The sequence below is a fragment of the Sphingomonas sp. Leaf32 genome, assembly GCF_001421765.1.
In the GTDB taxonomy this organism is placed as follows: domain Bacteria; phylum Pseudomonadota; class Alphaproteobacteria; order Sphingomonadales; family Sphingomonadaceae; genus Sphingomonas.
In genome coordinates, this window is sequence record NZ_LMLA01000007.1 from 490,942 (window position 1) to 510,541 (window position 19,600).

The following is a 19,600-nucleotide window of genomic DNA, read 5'->3' on the forward strand; positions in this document are numbered from 1 at the left end:
TGCTCCGTCATTCCGGCGAACCTTAGCCGGAGCGGTTTCCAGCGGGCTATTTCCCGCAAACGGTTCGTCATTCCGGCGTAGGCCGGAATCCATTGTGTCGGGCGGTGCCGATGGATGCGCTACGGGGCAGCTTCCATGGATCCCGGCCTTCGCCGGGATGACGAGGGGGGGCGGACGGCGCGTAGCCCCTATCGTCGTTCCCGCGCAGGCGGGAACCCATTGCCGCTGACGATCGTGATGGAGCCGCAGTGTTGCGTGTATGGATTCCCGCCTTCGCGGGAATGACGATCAAGGCAGGAGTGCACCGAGTCCCGCCTCCAACGCCACAACATCCCCGACAATCCGCAACCGCTTCACCCGGCTGGTCTGCCCGCTGACCAGCGTCACCGATCCCCGCCCGACGCGCAGCACTTTCGCCACGAAGCGCACCACTTCGTCATTCGCCGCCCCGTCGACCGGTGGCGCCGCGACGCGCAGGCCGAGGGCGGTGGCGTCGCCCTCCAGCGCGACCACGCCGGTCACCGCCGTCTTCGACGCCTTGGGTGTCGCGCGGATCGTTAGCGTCGCGCCGCTCGCGTCGAGGGTGAAGGGATCGCGCATCGCCGGTCCCATGCCGCCGCGACGATCGTCGATGCAAGTGGCTTGGCACAAAGCGGCGCTTCCCGCATTCACCCGTCATGGCATCGACCCCCGCAACGACCGCGACCGCGACGCATAGCTCTCCGCTGTCGATCCCGATCTTTCGCGCCATCTGGATCGCGTCGATGGCGTCCAACTTCGGCGGGCTGATCCAGTCGGTCGGCGCGTCGTGGATGATGACGTCGCTGGCGGCGTCGCCGCAGATGATCGCGCTGGTGCAGGCGTCGACGACGCTGCCGATCATGCTGCTGTCGCTGTGGGCAGGCGCGGTCGCCGACAATCTCGACCGGCGGCGGGTGATGCTGGCCGCGCAGGGTTTCATGCTGATCGTCTCGGTCGCTCTGGCGGTCTGCGCGTGGATGGGGTTGCTCAGCCCGTGGCTGCTGCTGTCCTTCACCTTCCTGATCGGATGCGGCACCGCGATCAACGGCCCGGCATGGCAGGCATCGGTCGGCGACATGGTGCCGCGCAGCGTGTTGCCGAGCGCGGTCGCGCTCAATTCGATGGGGTTCAACATCGCGCGCAGCGTCGGCCCGGCGCTTGGCGGCGCGATCGTCGCGGCGGCGGGGGCGGCGGCGGCGTTCCTGACCAATGCGCTGAGCTATATCGGACTGATCGCGGTCTTGGCGCGGTGGAAGCCGGACTATGCCCCGCGCCTGTTGCCGCGCGAGACGCTGGGCCTCGCGATGGCCGCCGGCGTCCGCTACGTCTGGATGTCGCCGTCGTTGCGCACGGTGCTGCTGCGCGCCGCGCTGTTCGGCATCGCCGCCAGCGCGGTGCCGGCGATGATGCCGCTGGTCGCGCGCGACCTGGTGACCGGCGGGCCGCTGACCTATGGCGCGCTGCTGGGGGCGTTCGGTGCGGGGGCGGTCGGCGGCGCACTCACCAGCGTGCGGTTGCGCCGCCGCTGGGCGCCCGAAAAGCTGGTCCGCGTCGCCGCCACCGCGCTGTCGGCCGGCGGGGCGATCGCGGCGGTCAGCCCGTGGCTGCCGCTGACCATCGTGGCGTTGGTGCTGGCCGGTGCGGGTTGGGTCGCGGCGCTCAGCACCTTCAACGTATCGGTGCAGATGGCCGCCCCCCGCTGGGTCGTGGCGCGCGCGCTGGCGCTGTACCAGATGGCGGCGTTCGGCGGCATGACCATCGGCAGCTGGCTGTTCGGATCGATCGCAGAAGGACGCGGCGTGCAGGTCGCGCTGCTGAGCGCGGCGGGGGTACAGATGTTGAGCGTTTTGGCCGGGTTCAGGCTGCCGCTGCGCGACATCGAGACCGCCAACCTCGCCCCGCGCGGCTGGGAAACGCCCGATACCGAGGTGCCGGTCGAGGCGCGGTCCGGTCCGGTGGTGGTGACGATCGACTATCGCATCGCGTCGCAGGACGTGATGACGTTCCTGAACGTGATGAACGAACGGCGCCGCATCCGGCGGCGCGACGGGGCGCATCACTGGGCATTGCTGCGCGACCTGAACGATCCCGAGCTATGGATCGAGCGCTATCACGTCTCCACCTGGCTCGACTATATCCGCCACAACCAGCGTCGGACCGAAGCCGACCGCGCCAATAGCGAGGCGTTGCTGGCCTTGCACCGGGGGAGCGAGGCGCCGCGCGTCCACCGGATGATCGAGCGCCAGACCGGATCGCTACCGGTCAGCCGCCTGTCGACCCCACGCGAAATGGCCGATCCTTTGACCGATCCGACCCGCTCCAACTGATATATTGAACACTGTTATTTTTCTGGTAGCCTGATGCGGACGGTTCGAATCGCGGCTATGCACTGGCCCGCGTTCGAACCGGGTTCGAACCCGTTCAGGGGGAATGCATGTCCGCACCCGATTTCTCGCTGCTGACCCGTCGTCGCTACGCACCGTTGTTCACCGTGCAGTTCCTGACGGCGATGAACGACAATCTGTTGAAGTTCGCGTTGCTGTTCCTCGCCAATTTCACGCTGTACCGCGCCGATCCGGCCAAGGCGGCGACACTGGCGACGATCTCGACCGGGCTGTTCATCCTGCCCTATTTCCTGTTTTCGGGCCTTGCCGGGCAGATGGCGGATGCGTGGAACAAGGCGTGGCTGATCCGTGCGGTGAAGGGCGCGGAAATCGCCATCATGGCGCTGGCGCTGGCCGGATTCTGGTTCGAATCGGTGCCGGTGCTGCTCACCTGCCTGTTCCTGATGGGCGTGCATTCGACCGTGTTCGGGCCGGTCAAATATTCGATCCTGCCGCAGCATCTACGCCCGCACGAACTGATGGGCGGGACCGGGCTGGTCGAGGCGGGGACGTTCGTCGCGATCCTGACCGGACAATTGCTGGGCGGGATCATTCCGCCATGGGAAGCGGGCGTCGCCGCGTTCGGTTTCGCGGTGCTGGGGTTCCTTGCCGCGCTGGTGGTGCCGAGCGCGCCGTCGGCGGCGCCGGACATGCGCATCGACCTGAACCCGTTTCGCAGCACCGCCGCGATCCTGCGCGCGGCGCATGGCGGGCGAGGGGTGTGGCTGGCGATCCTCGGCATCAGCTGGTTCTTTTCGGTCGGCGCGGTGGTCTTGTCGGAATTCGCCCCGCTGGTCGCGGGTACGCTGAACGCCGCGCCGGAGGTGGTGACATTGTTCCTCGCGGTGTTCAGCCTGTCGGTCGCGGCGGGGTCGCTGCTGGTCAACCGGCTGCTGAAGGGCGAGGTGTCGGCGCGCTATGTGCCGATCGCCGCGATCGGGCTGGCGGTGTTCCTGATCGACCTGTGGCTGACCAGCGGGCGCTTCGTGGTGGAGACGCCGGGCGCGGACATCGCCGCGTTCCTGGCGACGCCGGGCAGCTGGCATTTGCTGATCGACCTAGCGGGCATTGCGCTCAGCGGCGGCGTGTTCGTCGTGCCGCTCTACGCCATCCTCCAGACGTGGAGCGCGCCCGAGAAGCGGTCGCAGATCATCGCCGCGAATAACGTCATCAACGCGATGGTCACCGTGGCGATGGTCGCCGTGGTCACCGCGATGCTGGCGGGCGGGAGCAGCGTTCCGGGCATCTTCGGCGCGCTGGGTTTCGCCACGCTGTCGATCGCGCTGATCTCCTGCTGGCTCCTGCCCGAGACGGTGTTCAAGGCGGTGGTGCGCACCGCGTTGCGCCTCGCCTATCGTGTCGAGGTGGCGGGCGCGGCGAACATGCCTGCGCCGGGCGAGCGGGCGGTGGTGGTGGTCAACCACGTCTCGTTCCTCGACGGGCTGCTGCTGGCCGCGTTTCTGCCGGGCAAGCCGACCTTCGCGATCCACAGCCGCTTCGCGCGCGCCTGGTGGATGCAGCCGCTGCTGAAGCTGTTCGACGCGTTTCCGGTCGATCCGACCAACCCGATGTCGGCCAAGGCGATGGTGAAGGCGGTGCGCGAGGGGCGGACGCTGGTGATTTTTCCGGAAGGACGGATCACGGTCACCGGCGCGCTGATGAAGATTTTCGACGGTCCCGGCATGGTCGCCGACCGTGCCGATGCGCCGATCGTCCCGGTGCGGATCGACGGCGCGCAATATAGCCGCTTCTCGCGCCTGAAGGGGAAGGCGCGGCTGCACTGGTTCCCGAAGATCGCGCTGACCGTGCTGCCGCCGCGCCGGTTCCAGCTTCCGCAAGGGGTCAGCGCGCGCGAACGGCGGGCGATCGCCGGGCGGCGGCTGTACGACGTGATGAGCGAGATGATCTTCGCCACGTCGGATACCGACCGGACGCTGTACGACGCGCTGATCGATGCGCGGCACCTGCACGGGCACGGCATGGGCGTGGTCGAGGATGTGCAGCGGGTGCCGCTGACCTATGACCGGCTGGTCACCGGGACGCAGGCGCTGGCCCGACCGCTGGCGGCGGGTACGACGCAGGGCGAGGCGGTCGGTGTGCTGCTGCCCAATGTGAACGGCGTGGTCGTGACCTTCTTTGCCTTGCAGGCGACGGGGCGCGTGCCGGCGATGCTGAACTATACCGCCGGCCTCGCCAATCTGCGCGCGGCGTGCATGGCGGCGCAGATCCGGACGATCGTCACCGCGCGGGCGTTCGTCGAGCAGGCGAAGCTGGGCGAGGTCGTCGCGGGGCTGGCGGGCGAGGGGATAAAGGTCCGCTATCTGGAGGATATCCGCGAGGGGCTGGGCGCAGGGGCGAAGATCATGGCGCTGGTCCGCTCGCGCATGGCCGGGCGGCTGCACCGGCTGCAGCGGGTATCGGCCGATGCGCCCGCCGTCATCCTGTTCACCAGCGGGTCGGAAGGGGTGCCCAAGGGGGTGGTGCTTACCCATCGCAACCTGCTGGCCAACTGCCTCCAGCTATCGTCGCGGATCGATTTCAACCGGGCGGACGTGGTGCTGAACGCGCTGCCGGTGTTCCACAGCTTCGGCCTGACCGGCGGCACGCTGCTGCCGATCCTGTCGGGGGTGAAGACGGTGCTGTATCCCAGCCCGCTGCACTATCGCATCGTGCCGGCGCTGGCGTACGACGCCAATGCGACGATCCTGTTCGGGACCGATACCTTCCTGTCGGGCTATGCGCGGATGGCGCACGGCTATGATTTCTATGCGCTGCGCTACATCTTTGCCGGGGCGGAGCGGGTGCGGCCGGAGACGCGTGGCGTCTATGCCGAAAAGTTCGGGCTGCGCATCATGGAAGGCTATGGCGCGACCGAGGCGGCGCCGGTGATCGCGGTCAACACGCCGATGCATTTCAAGGCGGGTAGCGTCGGGCGATTGCTGCCGGGGATCGAGGCGCGGCTGGAGGCGGTGCCGGGGATCGCCGAGGGCGCGCGGCTGGCGATCCGGGGGCCGAACGTCATGGCCGGCTATCTGAAGGTCGACGCGCCGGGCGTGGTGCAGCCGCCCGAGGACGGGTGGCACGATACCGGCGACATCGTGTCTATCGACGACAGCGGCTTCGTGACGATCCGCGGGCGGGCCAAGCGTTTCGCGAAGATCGGCGGCGAGATGGTGTCGCTGCCGGCGGTCGAGGGCTATGCGGCGAAGGTCTGGCCGGCGGCGGAACATGCGGTCGTGACCCGCCCGGATGCGAAGAAAGGCGAACAGCTCGTGCTGTTCACGACGCAGCCCGGTGCGGTGGCGGGAGAATTGTCGGCCTGGGGGCGGGCGAACGGCGTGGCCGAACTGGCGCTGCCGCGCGATGTGCGGGTGGTGGAGAGCCTGCCAGTGTTGGGCACGGGGAAGCTGGATTATGTGACGATGGGGGCGATGGCGGTCGGGTAGGCTCGTGCGGGGCGGGGTTCTCGACAGACGCTTCTCGACAGGCTCGATGCTGCTCGAACCGAACGGTCTTTTTTGGGGACGCGTCTCCTCCCCGTCATCCCGGGTCAAGCCCGGAGCGACGAAGTGGCGGCTATCAATACCGATAGTCGAGCGTCGCGGTGTCGCCCGGCGCCACGGTCACCCGCCAGGTCGGGATGCCGTCGATCCGCGCCAGCCCGGCCCCCTCGACCTTGCCACCCGGATAGCCGATCGGCAGTTCGACATCGACCGGCACGGCGCGGGCATTGGTGACGGTCAACCGGGCGGATCGGCCGGTCAGCGGCGTCTGGGTCACCAGCACCTGCCCGCTGCTGCCCGCGCCGATCAGCAGCGTTTCGCCCTCCGCTCGGTCGGTCATGGTGCCGGTGCCGACCAGCAGCGCCGTTTCCCCGCGCGGGGCGTAGAGCGCGGTGGTGCCAGCGGGGAGCGGAATGCCCAGGCCGTCGGCCTTCTCGTTCCTTACCCGCAGCGCGATGTCGAGCGGCCCGCCGTCGATCGGCTGGGCGATCGGAATGCGGCGACGATAGACGCGGGTATAGGTGACGCCGTCCTGCCGCAGCAGCGCGACCTGTTTCTGGCCCTTCGCCGCGACGGTGGTGCGGCTGGGAACGCGGTAGAGCTTTACGTCGCCCAGATTTTCCGGCGCGGGCGGGGGCGGCGGCGCGGGTGCCATTGCCATTGCCACCATCGGCGGTGGTGGGGGCGGCGCCCGTTCGAGGCGCGCACCGGTGACGACGATCTCGTCCGCCATCTCGAACTGCTCGTTGCGCAGGTCGGACGTCGTCGTGCCGAGCGGATAGCAGCGCAGTTGCAGCCGGGTCGCCGCCGCCTCCACCGCCGCCACGCGTTCACGGTTCAGCCGGCCGGCGACGACCTGCACCTCGGCATCGGCGAACCCTTCGCCATTGCCATTGGCGAGCGTGGTCCAGGCGAACAGGTCCAGCCGGTCGCCGCTCAGCGTAGCCACATAGCTGGCCGACCAGTCGAACCCGGTCGCCAGATAGGACAGGCGGACGGTGACGGTGCGGCGCGACGGGCTGTCGGTGGTGACGCTCAACACCGGTTTGGCGGCGAGGTCGGCGGGAATGCGGCGGTATTTCAGACTGTCGGCAAGGCCCACGCAGCCCAGCGCCTCGACGCCGTTGGGGGTCCGCACGACCACGCCGCCGGTCGGGCCGGACAGGATCGTCGCCTCCTCCTCCCGCACGATGCCGCTCGCGCGGTCGGTGCGGCGCAGCGTCACGCGGTTACCCAGCGTGCCGTCGACCAGCGCGGCAGGCGACAGGACGCGCGCGTCGCGGTTCTTTTCGACCGTGCCGCCGGGCAGGCCCTCGACCACCGCGCTGACGGGGATGATCCCGCCCGCCACCCCTTCGAAGCGCAGCACCGCGCGGCCGCGTGGCAGGGTGACGCGGCGGGTTTCGGTGACCAGCGCGTAACCTTGTGGGTTGTCGAGGTCGATCGGCTGACGCGCCGGGCGATCGGGCGCGCGGTAGAGGGTGACGGCGATGCTGGTGGGGGCGGGGGAGGTGACGACGGGGAGCGGGGTTTCGGTGTACGGGGCGATCGTGATCTCGCGTCGTTCGCCGAAGGTGGCGGCGGATTCCTTTGCGCCGCCGTCTCGTACCCCGGCGGAGGCCGGGGTCCAGTTGGACACGGGTTGCGATCCTTTACCAGCGTCCCCCAACTGGGCCCCGGCCTTCGCCGGGGTGCGGGTCGAGATGGTGTCGCGTGCTGCCAGCGGCGTCGAGGTTGTGAGCAGGGCTGCGGCGAGTGCTGCACACCGACAGCCCCTTAAATTGATGGCGTACCCCCGCGCAGGCGGGGGGCCAGAGCCAAGCCAACGGACCTCTGCGCCGAGCAACCCTGGACCCCCGCCTGCGCGGGGGTACGGTTGTGGAAGGCGCGGCGTGTCGTCCGCTCCCCGAAACCGCCGCTGCCCGCGCATCAGTAGCGTGTGTCGAAGGTCGCGGTGACGGTGGTCGATCCGTTGGCCGGGACCGGCACCTGCCACACCGCCTGTCCGGCATCGACGCGCTCGCTCTGGCGGCTCTGGTCGGTGATGCGGGTATCGCTCCAGTCGAGGCCGCCCTGCGTCAGTTCGACCGTCACGGCGGCCGGCGTCGCGTTGGTGAGCGTGTAGCGCATCTTCGTCTGCCACCGATTGGCGTTGACCCGGGTACGGCTTTCGACGACGGCGCGGACCTTCACGTCGAACGCGTCGCCGGTGGCCAGCGCGATCTTCGACCCCTGCGGCGTGTGGTCGATCGCCGCCTCGCCGGTGAATTGCGGCTGGCCGCGCGCGTCGCGCATATACACGCGGATCGTGCCGGCGGGCAGCGCGTCGCCCAGCCCGCCCCTGGCCGCGTTGCTGAAGCGGACGATGCTCTGCGCGCTGGCCGGCTGCTCCGTCGTGCCGAGCCAGCCATTGACGAAGCGATAGCCGGTGGTCGCGGGTGCACCCTTCACGTCGAGGAAGCTGACCTGCTTGGTCTGCTTGTCGGCGATGGTGGTGCGTTCGGGCAGCGGATAGAGGTAGAAATCGCCCAGCTGCTCGCGGTTCGCCGTCTCGGTCCCGGCTTGTTGCAGCGGCTGCCGGCGCGGTCGGTTGGGTCGGTACATCTGCTCGTCGTCGTTGGACCCGACTTCGCCCGCGACCAGCAATGTGCGCGCGTTGGTGAAGGTCGTGCCGGTGGTGTTGGTGAGCGTCACCCAGCCCTGTACGTCGATCGTGCCGCTCTTGCGGTCGAGCAGCGCGACGTAGTCGGCTTTCCACCCCAGCCCCCGGCTGAGATAGGACAGCGTCGCCGGGCGGGTGCCGGCGCGTGTGCTGTCGAGCGTGACCGAGAGGGTCGGGCGGGCGCGCAGCGACGGCGGTACGTTATCAAAGATCGCGCGGACCGGCAGGCCGTCGTCGCGCAGCACCTCGATCCGGTCGCCGATCTGGAGGACGACGCCACCGTTCACCGCCAGCACCTTTGCCCGCTCGCGGGTTTCCGCGCCGGTCGCCGGATTGGTCCGCAGCAGGGTGATGGTTTCGCCGACCGCCTTTTCCATCAGGCTGGACGGGCTGAGCAGGTCGAAGTCGAAATTCTGTTCGACGATCCGCGCGTCGGGCACGGCGAGCGAGACGGTTTCGGGGCGGATCTGCGCGCTGACGTCGGGGAAATCCTGTCGCACCGTGCCGCTCCGCAGGTCGAGCGGGCGGACATCCTGCACCAGCGCGACATCGCCGTTATAGATGGTGACCGAGACATCGCCCTGCGCCGACGGCGCGATGGCGGCAGGGGTGCTGGCGTCCTGCGCCAGCGCGGGGAGGGGGCTGAGGAGGCTCGCCAGCAGCAGCCAGTTCGGTTTCATGTGCATCCCCCCGTTGGTTTGTCGGGGGAGTGTGGCGGGCGGGTGTTACGTTGGCAAGACGGGTGAGGCTTACCCCATTCCCTTACCACGCCCATTCCGTTTGCTTCGAGCGGAGGTTCGAGCCTGTCGAGAACCGTAGTCGAGAAGGGGGCGCCCCAAGCGCAGAGTTCTCGACGAGGGCGAGGTCGGATTGTCCCCCGGACAATCCTGAACCATGCAGGGCATGGTTCACCTCACCCTCTTCTCGACAGGCTCGAACCGAACGGGGAGGCGATGGGGCGATAAACATACTCCGTTCGTCCTAAGTAGCCGCTGAGCTAAGTCGAAGCGGCGTATCGAAGGACCGTGGCAGGTGCTTCGATACGAGCCTTCGACTTCGCTCAGTCTCTACTCAGCACGAACGGTTGGGGTTCAGGCCCATCGCAACTCAGTGATTGTCGCGCGGCAGTCCCTGAGTCTGCGCGATCTGCTGGAAGGCTTCGGCGCCCTCCAGGATCGCGCCGGTCGACATCTGTCCGACGACCGAGCGCTGGATCGCCTGCCACGGGGTCTGCGACGCGGGGTATTGATACCCGCCGGCCGCTTCGAGTTCGCGGCGGCGGGTTGCCAGATCCTCGTCCGACAACAGCACGTCGGCGCGGCCCTTGCCCAAGTCGATGCGCACGCGGTCGCCGGTGCGCAGCAGCGCGAGGCCGCCGCCCGCCGCCGCTTCCGGGCTGGCGTTCAGGATCGACGGCGAACCGGACGTGCCCGACTGACGCCCGTCACCGATACAGGGCAGCGCATGGACGCCCTCGGTGATGAGATACGCCGGCGGGCGCATGTTCACGACCTCTGCCGCACCCGGATAGCCGATCGGCCCGGCGCCGCGCATGAACAGCAGCGTTTCCGGCGTGATGCCCAGCGCCGGATCGTCGATGCGGTGGTGATAATCCTCCGGTCCGTCGAACACGACCGCCGGCCCTTCGAACGCTTCGGGATCGGACGGGTTGGACAGATAGCGCTCGCGGAATTCGGGACCGATCACGCTGGTCTTCATCACCGCCGCGTCGAACAGATTGCCCTTCAGCACGATGAAGCCGGCATCGGTCTTCAGCGGCTGGTCGAACGGGCGGATGACCCTTTCGTCCTCGATCGTCGCGTCGCGGCAATTGTCGCCGATCGACTTGCCGTTCACGGTCAGCGCACCTTCCGCGATCAGGCCTGCCCCCATCAGTTCCCTGACGACCGCAGGCACGCCGCCCGCGCGATAATAATCCTCGCCCAGATATTCGCCGGCGGGTTGCAGGTTCACCAGCAACGGGACCTTGTGCCCCTGTTCCTGCCAATCCTCGATCGGCAGGTCGACACCGATATGGCGGGCAATGGCGGCTAGGTGGATCGGTGCGTTGGTCGATCCGCCGATCGCCGAATTGACCTTGATCGCGTTATGGAACGCATCTTTGGTCAGGATCTGCGAGGGCTTGAGGTCCTCGCGCACCATGTCGACGATGCGTTTGCCGGTGCGATAGGCGATTTCCTGCCGGTCGCGGTACGGTGCGGGAATCGCGGCCGAGCCGGGCAACTGCATCCCCAGCGCCTCGGCCAGCGAGTTCATCGTCGTCGCCGTGCCCATCGTGTTGCAATAACCGGTCGAGGGAGCCGAGGACGATACGAGGCGGATGAATTCCTTGTTGTCGATCTCTCCGGCGGCCAGCATCTGCCGCGCCTTCCACACGATCGTGCCCGAACCGGTGCGTTCGCCCTTGTGCCAGCCGTTCAGCATCGGTCCGACCGACAGCGCGATGGCGGGAATGTTGACGGTCGCGGCTGCCATCAGGCAGGCGGGCGTCGTCTTGTCGCAGCCGATCGTCAGCACCACGCCGTCGAGCGGATAGCCGTACAGCACCTCGACCAACCCGAGATAGGCGAGGTTGCGGTCGAGGCCGGCGGTCGGGCGCTTGCCGGTTTCCTGAATCGGGTGGACCGGGAATTCCAGCACGATGCCGCCCGCTTCGCGAATCCCCTCGCGCAGCCGTTCGGCCAGGACCAGGTGATGGCGGTTGCACGGCGACAGGTCGCTGCCGGTCTGGGCGATGCCGATGATCGGCTTGCCCGATTGCAGCTCTTCCTGGCTCAAACCGAAGTTCAGATACCGTTCGATATACAATGCCGTCATGTCGATATTGTTGGGATTGTCGAACCACGCGCGGCTGCGCAGGGGGGGCATGTCGGTCATCGAAGTTCCGGTTCACCAAGGGTCAGTGGGCAGGGCGGCAAAAACCGGTGCGGGCGGTGTGGCGGTCCGGTCCGGTATCCCGAACCCCTTCCCGCCATCGTCCCCCTTGCCGCCGTTGACGCCATGCGTTGCCGCATATAGTCAGACAAAATCGAATTGGGCAAGCGATGCGACGGAACAAACCGTCCCGCCATGCCGACAAGTAGGGAGAAGACCAGGATGCCGGCCCCGATTTCCGCGCGCCCGGTGGGAAGCGCGTCCGCTCCCGCCGGAGCCAGCTATGCCCCCGCGCTGACGCTGCTGGCCAGCCTGTTCTTCATGTGGGGGTTCATCACCGTCATCAACAACACGCTGTTGCCGCATCTGCGCAGCGTGTTCGACCTCAACTACACCCAGACGACGCTGATCGAGAGCGTGTGGTTCATCGCCTATTTCTTCGCCTCGATCCCGTCGGCCAAGCTGATCGAGCGAATCGGGTATCAGAAGTCGCTGGTCATCGGGTTGCTGGTGATGGCGGCGGGTGCATTGGGCATGGTGCTGGCCGCCAGCCTGCCGTCATACGGCGTCACCCTCGTCATGCTGTTCGTGATCGCCAGCGGCATCACGCTGCTGCAGGTCGCGGCCAACCCCTATGTCGCGGTGATCGGGCCGTCGGAAACCGCATCGTCGCGGCTCAACCTGGTGCAGGCGATGAATTCGGCCGGCACGATGCTGGCGCCGCTGTTCGGGGCGTATCTGATCCTCGGCCGGTCGAAGGGCGGCACCTCGGAAGCCGGCACCGTGCTGACGCAGGCCGAACGGCTGGCCGATGCCCAGTCGGTGATCCTGCCCTATGTCATCGTCGCGATCGTGCTGGTCGTGCTGGCGTTCATCATCGCCCGCTTCCCGCTGCCTGCCATGGGATCGTCGACCAGCCGGGTCGCCAAGGAAGAGCGCAAGAAGCATTCGCTGTGGAACCACCGCAACCTGGTGTTCGGGGTGCCGGCGATCTTCATCTACCTGATCGCCGAGATCGGCGTCGCCAACCTGTTCGTGAATTTCGTCAGCCAGCCCGACATCGCCAACGTCACCAACGAACTCGCCGGGCGGTATCTGACGCTGCTGTGGGGCGGGATGATGGTCGGCCGCTTCGTCGGCAGCGTGGTCATGCAGAAGGTCGACGCGGGCAAGGTATTGGCGTTCTTCTCGATCGGCGCCTTCGTTGTGATGCTGGGCGCGACGTTCCTGCACGGGCCGGCCGCGATGTGGTCGCTGATCCTGGTCGGGCTGTTCCATTCGATCATGTTCCCGACGATCTTCACACTCGGCATCAAGGGGCTGGGGCCGCTGACCGAGGAAGGGTCGGGGCTGCTCATCATGGCGATCGCCGGTGGCGCGCTGGTGGTGGTGCAGGGCTGGCTGGCCGACAAATACGGCCTGCAATGGTCGTTCCTGCTGACCGCCGCGTGTGAACTCTACATCCTGTTCTATGCGCTGTGGGGATCGAAGGTGACCAATCCGATCGCCGACGTGCCCGCCGACCACGACGTCTTCGCATAAGGAAATCGATCATGACTCTTCGTCTGTTGCAGCGCGTGGCCCCGTCGCGCGCGGTCATCGCCGCGACCGGGGACGGCGCGCATATCGTTCCCGGCGTCGAGAGCGTGCGTGCGCTGGCGCTGCGGGCGATCGAGGCGGGCCACGGCATCGCCGATGCCGTCGCGGCGGCGGGGCCGGGCGAGGCGGTCGATGCCGCCGCGTTGCTGGCGGCAGGCGCCATCGGATCGCCGATCGACCATGACGATGCGGCGCATGTCATCCTGACCGGCACCGGCCTCACCCATCTCGGTTCGGCGGAGGGGCGCGACAAGATGCACCGCGCCGCCGCCGAAGCCGCGACCCAGACCGATTCGATGCGGATGTTCCTTGAAGGGGTCGAAGGCGGCAAGCCGGCGGCGGGCCAGGTCGGGCAGCAGCCCGAATGGTTCTACAAGGGCGACGGCACGCAACTAGTCGCGCCGGGCGGCGATTTCACCATGCCGCATTTCGCGCAGGACGGCGGCGAGGAACCGGAACTGGCCGGCATCTACCTGATCGGTCCCGACGGGACGCCGCACCGCATCGGCCTGGCGCTGGCCAACGAATTTTCGGACCATGTGACCGAGCGGCACAATTATCTGTGGCTGGCACACAGCAAGCTGCGGCAGGCGTCGCTCGGCCCCGAACTGCTGGTGGGCGCGGCGCCGGAGCATGTCGAGGGAACGAGCCGGATCGTGCGGAATGGCGAGACGATCTGGGAAAAACCGTTCCTGTCGGGCGAGGCGAACATGTCGCACAGCTTGGGCAATCTCGAACATCACCACTTTAAATATCCGCTGTTCCGCCGGCCCGGCGATATCCATGTTCATTTCTTCGGTACGGCGACGCTGTCGTTTGCCGACGGCGTGCGGACGGAAGAGGGCGATGTGTTCGAGATCGCGGCGGCGCCGTTCACCCTGCCGCTGAAGAACCGGTTGACGCGCGCGGCGGAGGTGCCGGTGGCGGTGAAGCTGTTGTAAGGAGCGGATCGCCCGTCATCCCGGCATCGGCCGGGATCGATTGTGTCGGATGCTTTCGTCAGATGCGCGGCCGGCCCGTTTCCGTGGATCCCGGCCTTCGCCGGGATGACGGGGGGAGGTGGCTTTCCTCCTCCCCGCTCCCGTTTGCTTCGAGCGCAGGTTCGAGCCTGTCGAGAACCGTAGTCGAGAAGGGGTTGCCCCGAACGCAGCGTTCTTGACGGACGCTTCTCGACTTTGCTCGAACCGAACGGTGCGGAAGGGGGCAGGCGACCCTACCCCAATAATGGCTCGATCCGGTCGAGCAGCGGCAACTGGCTTTTCAGCATCATCATCCGTGCTTCCGCGACCGGCATCCATCGTGCCGCGTCGACCTCCGGGAAGCTGCGCCGCCGCCCGCTGCGCGGGGGCCATTCCAGTTCGAAGGTCATGCTGGTGATCGCATGGGTGTCGACATCCTGTTCGGCGGCGAAGGCGGACACCGACTTGCCGCCCGCCTGCCGCACCATGCCGAGCGGGGCGAGGGGGGCGACGACCGCGACGCCCAGTTCCTCCGCCACCTCGCGGCGGGCGGCGTCCTCGACCGCCTCGTCGGGTTCGATATGGCCCTTCGGTATCTGCCACGCGCCGACCTGCCGCCGCGCCCAATAGGGGCCGCCGGGATGGACGAGCAGCACCGCCGGGCTTGGCGTGCGGCGATATAGCAGGATGCCCGCGCTATGCTGTGGCATGAAGCTGTCCCCGTTTTCGTTGGGCGATCGTGATCCGTCGCCGCTTGTTGATGGACAGACGCCGCCAACCCATGTTGCGTTCCATCGATGCCGCAACTCGACCTCTTTGCCGCCGAACCGGGCCTGTCGGGGCTGACCCATGCACCGGACGTGCTGTCGGCCGATCGGTTGGGCGCCCTGGCCGCCGCGATCGACGCCGCGCCGCTGGAACCGTTCCGGTTCCAGCAATGGACCGGACTGCGGCTGACCGCTTCCTATGGCTGGCATTATGATTTCGAGGCGGGGCGCGTCGGGCGGGCGGAACCGATGCCCGACTGGCTGTTGGCCGTTCGCGACGTGGCGGCGCGCTTCGCGGGCGTGCCGGCCGGGGCGATGCTGCAGGCGCTGCTGATCCGCTACGATCCGGGCGCGGGGATCGGGTGGCATCGCGACCGGCCGGTGTTCGAGCATGTCGTCGGCCTGTCGATCGGCGCGCCGGCGACGCTGCGGTTCCGGCGGCGGGCGGCAGGCGGGTTCGACCGGTTCTCGCAAGCCCTGGCGGCGGGTGACGCCTATCACCTGACCGGCGATGCGCGGTGGGAGTGGGAACATGGCATCGCGCCGATGGCGGCGACGCGCTGGTCAATCACCTTTCGCAGCCTGACCGAGCGGTTCCGGCGGGAGATCGGCCTTGCGTGAACTGAGCCTGCACGTGGTCGGCGCGGATTTTCCCAACCGGGGTGGGGGCAATCGCCGGTTCGAGATACTGCTGTGTACGCCGGGCGAGGCGGCGGTGCTGGTCCCCGAACCGCGCAACCCGGTCGATCCCCATGCGGTGATGGTGGTGAGCGCGCGCGGGGTACAGATCGGTTATCTGACCGCCGATCGCGCGGCGTGGATCGGGGCGATGCTGCGGCAGGGGCGCGCGGTCGCCGCGTTGTTCCAGCAGGCGACGCCGATGGGCGCGGCGATCCGGGTGGCGTTCGACGGCGCGGTGCCGGTGTTGCCGGGGGTGCAGGTGGTGGACGTGGAGCCGGAGCCGGACTTCTGGCCGGACGACGTGCCGCCGGACGCGTGGGATTAAGTCCGTTCCCCTTCTAACTCAAACGGGTTGGGTCGGGGGATTGGGGCAGGTACTCTAAAAACTACCCTGCACGCTCGCCCCGCCGGGCAGGCCGGTGAACGGCAGCGTCGCCGCGCCGTCGCCGGTCAGGGCGAAGCGCAGCGAGCCGTCCTCGTCGATGGTCGCATCCATCAGCGTCTTGCGCCGCTGGTTGGCGGGGACCAGCCGCACGCGGGTCTGGGTGCCGATATGCTCGGCGGTCAGCAGCATGGCGGGGGTCGGCGTGGCGACATTTCCCGGCTTCGTCACGCAGTTGCCCGGATCGATCGCGATGCGGCCCTCGGCCATGGCCGATCCGGCGATGGTCGACAGGACGGGCAGGTCGACCTGCCACGTCGAATCGCAGGCGAAGGGCAGATTGGGTTGCAGCGCCGCCAGCAGCGAGGCGTCGGCCGATCCGCTCACCCGGTCAAGCCGCACCCCGCCGGGGCGGAGCAGTGCCTGGCCCCCCAGATCGGTATCGGCACCGGTGGCGGTCCAGTCGACCGCGAAGCCCAGGCTGGTCAGGCTGCGCAAGGGGGCGAAATGCCATTCGAGGCGGCTGCCCCCGGCGATGCCGACCTCGCCGTTCCACACCGTGCCGCCGACGCCGCTGCGCCAGTCGGTGTTGCCCGCGATCAGGCTGGCCGGCAGCGTCGCGATCATCGCGACGGCGAACGAGGCTATGCCGAGTGCTGCGAAGCGGATACTACGCCGACGTGCCAGCAACCGGGAAGGACTCGACAATGCGATCGCGGCGCTCGACGCTTGGACTGGTTCGCGATGCGGTGCTGCTGTCGTCGGTGGCATCGGTCGCGTCCCCCCTGATGGCTGCCAGGCGGGGCAAGCGCTCCGCCGCGTTGCTGGTTCCGCTGACCGGAGACCGCGCGGAGCTGGGCCTTAGCATACGCAATGCGGCGATGCTTGCCGAAACCGACGCGTCGGCGCTGGCCGTGCTCGATACCGGGGGCACGGCGGCAGGCGCGGCGAATGCGGCGCAGGCAGCGGTGAAGCGCGGGGCGGCGATGCTGTTGGGGCCGCTGTCGGCGGCGGAAACGCGCGCGGTCGCGGCGGCGGTCGTCGTGCCGGTCGTCGCGCTGACCAACGACGCGGCGGCGCGCGGAGGTCCGGCGTTCGTCTTCGGCATCACGCCCGCACAGGCGACGGCGGCGATCCTCGGCTATGCCCGGTCGCGCGGGGTGCGGCGGATCGTGGCGGTCGAAGACGGTACGCCATGGTCGCAGGCATCGGTCGCGGCGGCGCGGGCGAGCGAGGCCGATCTGGGGCTGGCCATCGTGCCGGTGACCGGCGCCACGCTGCCGCCCGGCGTCGAGGGCGATGCGGCGTTCGTGCCAGGGTCAGCGGTGGCGATCGCGCCGGTGCTCAAGAACCGGGGGATGCAGTTGCTGGCGACGATGCAGACGCTGGACTATCGCCCCGATGCGCTGACCGCGCTGGAGGGGGCGTGGATCGCCAGCCCGGACCCGACGAAGTTCGCGACCTTCGCCAGCGCCTATGCAGCGCGCAACGGCGGGCGGCCGGGCGCGATCGCCGCGCTGGGCAACGACGCGGCGCTGATCGCCAGGGCGTTGCGCGACAGCGACCAGATGACGCGCGAAGGCGTGCTGCGCGAGGCGGGCTTCGACGGCGTGACCGGGCCGGTGCGGTTCCGATCGGACGGCAGCTGCGCGCGCGACTTCGCGATCCTCGTTCCCACCAACGGCGTGTACGAGAAGGTGGCGGAGAGCCGCGGGGCATGAGCCGCGCGCGCGCCGGGGAGGGTGGCTTCACCCTGCTCGAACTGATGATCTCGCTGGGGCTGTTCGCGCTGATCGCGGTGGCGGGCCTTGCGCTGGTCGACAGCGTGATCGGGGTGGACGGGCGGACCGAGGCGCGGCTGGACCGCGTGGCAGACCTGCAGCGCGCGATGGTGGTGATCGCCAGCGACCTCGACCAGATCGCGCCGGGGCCGATGGGCGGTGACGCGGCGGGGCTGCGGTTCCGGCGGGCCGCGCCGGGGCTGGGCGGGCCGCCGATCGGCGTCGGATACCGTGTGGCCGGGGGGCAGTTGCAGCGGGTGATCGACGGGCGGGCGCAGTTGGTGCTGGATCAGGTGAGCGCGGCGCACTGGCGCTATTTCGATGGCGGCTGGCGCGACAGCTGGCCGCCCGCGCCCGACCGTGCGCTCGACTGGCCGCGCGCGGTGGTGGTGGAGTTGCAGGTCGGCGGGCCGGGCGGCGGCAATCTGCGGCGGATCGTCACGCTGCCGATACCGGCGAAGACGACATGACCCGGACAATCCCCGAGGGCGAACAGGGCATGATCCTGGTCAATGTGCTGATGTTCGTGGCGATCGCCAGCGGGCTGGTCCTGCTGATGATAAACCGCGAGGAAGTGGCGCTCGACCGGTCGATCCGGTCGCGCGAGGCGTCGCGGGCGCTGGCGATCGTGCGGGGCGGCGAGTTGTCGGCATTGTCGGCGCTGCAACGCGATGCGCGGGTCGCGCCGGAGGCGGACTATCCCGGCGAGCCATGGGGTGCGATTAGCGAGAATGGAATCGCGATCGACGGCGGGACGTTCGACCTGGCGATCGCCGACGCCGAAGGGCGCTTCAACCTCAATTCGGTGCGGCGCGATCTGGACCCGATCCCGCAGCTGTTGTTCCTGCGCATCGCCAAGGCGGCGGGGATCGAGGAGGACAAGGCGGTCGCCGCCATCGCGCTGATCCGCGAACGCGGGCCGGTGCAGGACCTGCGGCCGCTGGCGGCGTTCCTGCCGGCCGAGCAGGCGCAGTTGCTGGCGCGGATGGTGACCGCGCTGCCGGGCGATACCGCGATCAACCTGAACGCGGCGACACCGGAGCTGATGGCGGTGCTGTTCGAACCGGACAAGGCCGCCCGGCTGATCGCGATCCGCAATCGACAGGGCTATCTGTCGAAGGACGATCTGGCGCGCGAGGACCTGACGCTGCCCGGCGGCACGCGGTTCAAGTCGGACCATTTCTGGGTTCGCACCCGCGCGACGATCGGCGGCACGGTGCAGCAGGGCGCGACGCTGATCCAGCGGGTCGAGCGGAAAGAGGGCGCGCAGAGCGTGCCGGTCGCGGTGCCGGTGGAGCGGTGGCGCAATGCGGCGATACCGCCGGAAGTACCTGGATTGGTAGGGTAAATCGGCCAAAGTTCACGAAGTTCACACTTGCCGCGTTTTTGTACGCGTTGCGTTGAAGTGGTGCGGCGGTGTCAAAGAGCGGGGGCGGAAAAGAGCCTGCGAGGATCGTCGCAGGGATGGCTGCAGTAGGAAAGCGGGAATGGCCGACTAAGGTAGAAAACGGACGTTGGCCTGCTCAGCGCCAGATCGCCAGAAAGACTTGAATGTGCCGTTGGCGTCCGTCCTCGGTTGGTGTCGGCCATGGCCGCGCCTGTAGCCCAATCGCAACCCTACCCATAGGGACCTCACTATTGTTCAAGTGGTCAAACACGACAGATGCCCGCTGCCTTTGCAAATTAGGCGGCCCGTCATTGGAAGGGTAGCTTTCGATCAGCATCAGACCACCACAATGCTTTGCTTCCGATCGAACCGTGGCAAGCACCTCCCTATGCCATTCCGTAAGCTGTGCTGAGCCTCGCTTAAAAGTGAGCACGAATGGACCCGCGAAGCAGTGATCGTAAGGCGGGGGAGTGCCGGCTTGAGCCGACGCGAAATTCGCGACACACCCGGCCACCGTCACCAACGCGATGCAAAGTGCGTGCATCATATTCATGACGAATAATCTAGCGGACGCCGGTG

General features: G+C 68.2%; 15 protein-coding genes. 9 read left to right on the forward strand and 6 right to left on the reverse strand.

Going from position 1 to position 19,600, the window contains the following annotated elements; all coding sequences use genetic code 11:
* Positions 1 to 288: 288 nt before the first annotated feature.
* A complete protein-coding gene (locus ASE83_RS10005; RefSeq protein WP_055789288.1) occupies positions 289 to 600 on the reverse strand; it encodes a DUF167 domain-containing protein in 312 nt (103 codons plus the stop codon).
* Between the two features lie 77 nt (positions 601 to 677).
* On the opposite strand from ASE83_RS10005, the gene ASE83_RS10010 reads away from it, so the two are divergent.
* Positions 678 to 2,348: an MFS transporter gene (locus ASE83_RS10010; protein ID WP_055788935.1), complete on the forward strand. Its 1,671-nt coding sequence runs from the start codon at positions 678 to 680 to the stop codon at positions 2,346 to 2,348.
* A gap of 107 nt (positions 2,349 to 2,455) precedes the next feature.
* Positions 2,456 to 5,851: an acyl-[ACP]--phospholipid O-acyltransferase gene (locus tag ASE83_RS10015; RefSeq protein WP_235513200.1), complete on the forward strand. Its 3,396-nt coding sequence runs from the start codon at positions 2,456 to 2,458 to the stop codon at positions 5,849 to 5,851.
* A 133-nt stretch (positions 5,852 to 5,984) separates the two neighbouring features.
* Here ASE83_RS10015 and ASE83_RS10020 read toward each other — a convergent pair whose 3' ends face one another.
* The 3 genes from ASE83_RS10020 to ASE83_RS10030 all read right to left on the reverse strand — a co-directional run bounded on the left by ASE83_RS10020 (position 5,985) and on the right by ASE83_RS10030 (position 11,468).
* Positions 5,985 to 7,547 (reverse strand): DUF4139 domain-containing protein, encoded by a 1,563-nt coding sequence (locus ASE83_RS10020; protein WP_156352992.1) that lies wholly within the window; start codon positions 7,545 to 7,547, stop codon positions 5,985 to 5,987.
* A gap of 290 nt (positions 7,548 to 7,837) precedes the next feature.
* A complete protein-coding gene (locus tag ASE83_RS10025) occupies positions 7,838 to 9,250 on the reverse strand; it encodes a DUF4139 domain-containing protein (protein WP_055788938.1) in 1,413 nt (470 codons plus the stop codon).
* A gap of 427 nt (positions 9,251 to 9,677) precedes the next feature.
* Entirely contained in the window at positions 9,678 to 11,468 is a 1,791-nt protein-coding gene (locus ASE83_RS10030; protein WP_055788941.1) for an IlvD/Edd family dehydratase, read from the reverse strand.
* A 219-nt stretch (positions 11,469 to 11,687) separates the two neighbouring features.
* Here ASE83_RS10030 and ASE83_RS10035 point away from each other — a divergent pair, with 219 nt between their 5' ends.
* Positions 11,688 to 13,007: a sugar MFS transporter gene (locus tag ASE83_RS10035; protein ID WP_055788944.1), complete on the forward strand. Its 1,320-nt coding sequence runs from the start codon at positions 11,688 to 11,690 to the stop codon at positions 13,005 to 13,007.
* Positions 13,008 to 13,018: 11 nt separating this feature from the next.
* The gene (araD1, locus tag ASE83_RS10040; protein WP_055788948.1) at positions 13,019 to 14,005 is read left to right on the forward strand and encodes an AraD1 family protein; all 987 of its coding nucleotides are present in this window, start codon (positions 13,019 to 13,021) and stop codon (positions 14,003 to 14,005) included.
* Positions 14,006 to 14,277: 272 nt separating this feature from the next.
* Here araD1 and ASE83_RS10045 read toward each other — a convergent pair whose 3' ends face one another.
* On the reverse strand, positions 14,278 to 14,733 hold the full coding sequence (locus ASE83_RS10045) for an NUDIX domain-containing protein (RefSeq protein ID WP_055788951.1): 456 nt from the start codon (positions 14,731 to 14,733) through the stop codon (positions 14,278 to 14,280).
* A gap of 87 nt (positions 14,734 to 14,820) precedes the next feature.
* Here ASE83_RS10045 and ASE83_RS10050 point away from each other — a divergent pair, with 87 nt between their 5' ends.
* A complete protein-coding gene (locus tag ASE83_RS10050) occupies positions 14,821 to 15,411 on the forward strand; it encodes an alpha-ketoglutarate-dependent dioxygenase AlkB (RefSeq protein ID WP_055788954.1) in 591 nt (196 codons plus the stop codon).
* Positions 15,404 to 15,796 (forward strand): HIRAN domain-containing protein, encoded by a 393-nt coding sequence (locus tag ASE83_RS10055; RefSeq protein WP_055788957.1) that lies wholly within the window; start codon positions 15,404 to 15,406, stop codon positions 15,794 to 15,796. The genes ASE83_RS10050 and ASE83_RS10055 overlap by 8 nt, the downstream gene beginning before the upstream one ends.
* A 54-nt stretch (positions 15,797 to 15,850) precedes the next feature.
* On the opposite strand, the gene gspN is transcribed toward ASE83_RS10055, so the two are convergent.
* Complete coding sequence (gene gspN / locus ASE83_RS10060; protein ID WP_055788959.1) at positions 15,851 to 16,480, reverse strand: type II secretion system protein N; 630 nt, start codon at positions 16,478 to 16,480, stop codon at positions 15,851 to 15,853.
* Between the two features lie 80 nt (positions 16,481 to 16,560).
* On the opposite strand from gspN, the gene ASE83_RS10065 reads away from it, so the two are divergent.
* The 3 genes from ASE83_RS10065 to ASE83_RS10075 are packed head-to-tail and all read left to right on the forward strand — an operon-like array spanning position 16,561 to position 18,982.
* Positions 16,561 to 17,574, forward strand: a complete 1,014-nt coding sequence (locus ASE83_RS10065) for an ABC transporter substrate-binding protein (protein WP_055788961.1) — start codon at positions 16,561 to 16,563, stop codon at positions 17,572 to 17,574.
* The gene (locus tag ASE83_RS10070) at positions 17,571 to 18,104 is read left to right on the forward strand and encodes a type II secretion system protein GspJ (protein WP_055788963.1); all 534 of its coding nucleotides are present in this window, start codon (positions 17,571 to 17,573) and stop codon (positions 18,102 to 18,104) included. The genes ASE83_RS10065 and ASE83_RS10070 overlap by 4 nt, the downstream gene beginning before the upstream one ends.
* Entirely contained in the window at positions 18,101 to 18,982 is an 882-nt protein-coding gene (locus ASE83_RS10075) for a general secretion pathway protein GspK (protein ID WP_055788966.1), read from the forward strand. The genes ASE83_RS10070 and ASE83_RS10075 overlap by 4 nt, the downstream gene beginning before the upstream one ends.
* The last annotated feature ends 618 nt before the right edge of the window (positions 18,983 to 19,600 follow it).

What these genes read in the sequence shown, in the direction of transcription:
- ASE83_RS10005 (WP_055789288.1), bottom strand. Translation starts at nt 600, where the DNA reads ATGCGCGATCCCTTCACCCTCGACGCGAGCGGCGCGACGCTAACGATC.
- ASE83_RS10010 (WP_055788935.1), top strand. Translation starts at nt 678, where the DNA reads ATGGCATCGACCCCCGCAACGACCGCGACCGCGACGCATAGCTCTCCG.
- ASE83_RS10015 (WP_235513200.1), top strand. Translation starts at nt 2,456, where the DNA reads ATGTCCGCACCCGATTTCTCGCTGCTGACCCGTCGTCGCTACGCACCG.
- ASE83_RS10025 (WP_055788938.1), bottom strand. Translation starts at nt 9,250, where the DNA reads ATGAAACCGAACTGGCTGCTGCTGGCGAGCCTCCTCAGCCCCCTCCCC.
- ASE83_RS10030 (WP_055788941.1), bottom strand. Translation starts at nt 11,468, where the DNA reads ATGACCGACATGCCCCCCCTGCGCAGCCGCGCGTGGTTCGACAATCCC.
- ASE83_RS10035 (WP_055788944.1), top strand. Translation starts at nt 11,688, where the DNA reads ATGCCGGCCCCGATTTCCGCGCGCCCGGTGGGAAGCGCGTCCGCTCCC.
- araD1 (WP_055788948.1), top strand. Translation starts at nt 13,019, where the DNA reads ATGACTCTTCGTCTGTTGCAGCGCGTGGCCCCGTCGCGCGCGGTCATC.
- ASE83_RS10045 (WP_055788951.1), bottom strand. Translation starts at nt 14,733, where the DNA reads ATGCCACAGCATAGCGCGGGCATCCTGCTATATCGCCGCACGCCAAGC.
- ASE83_RS10050 (WP_055788954.1), top strand. Translation starts at nt 14,821, where the DNA reads ATGCCGCAACTCGACCTCTTTGCCGCCGAACCGGGCCTGTCGGGGCTG.
- gspN (WP_055788959.1), bottom strand. Translation starts at nt 16,480, where the DNA reads ATGATCGCGACGCTGCCGGCCAGCCTGATCGCGGGCAACACCGACTGG.
- ASE83_RS10065 (WP_055788961.1), top strand. Translation starts at nt 16,561, where the DNA reads ATGCGATCGCGGCGCTCGACGCTTGGACTGGTTCGCGATGCGGTGCTG.
- ASE83_RS10070 (WP_055788963.1), top strand. Translation starts at nt 17,571, where the DNA reads ATGAGCCGCGCGCGCGCCGGGGAGGGTGGCTTCACCCTGCTCGAACTG.
- ASE83_RS10075 (WP_055788966.1), top strand. Translation starts at nt 18,101, where the DNA reads ATGACCCGGACAATCCCCGAGGGCGAACAGGGCATGATCCTGGTCAAT.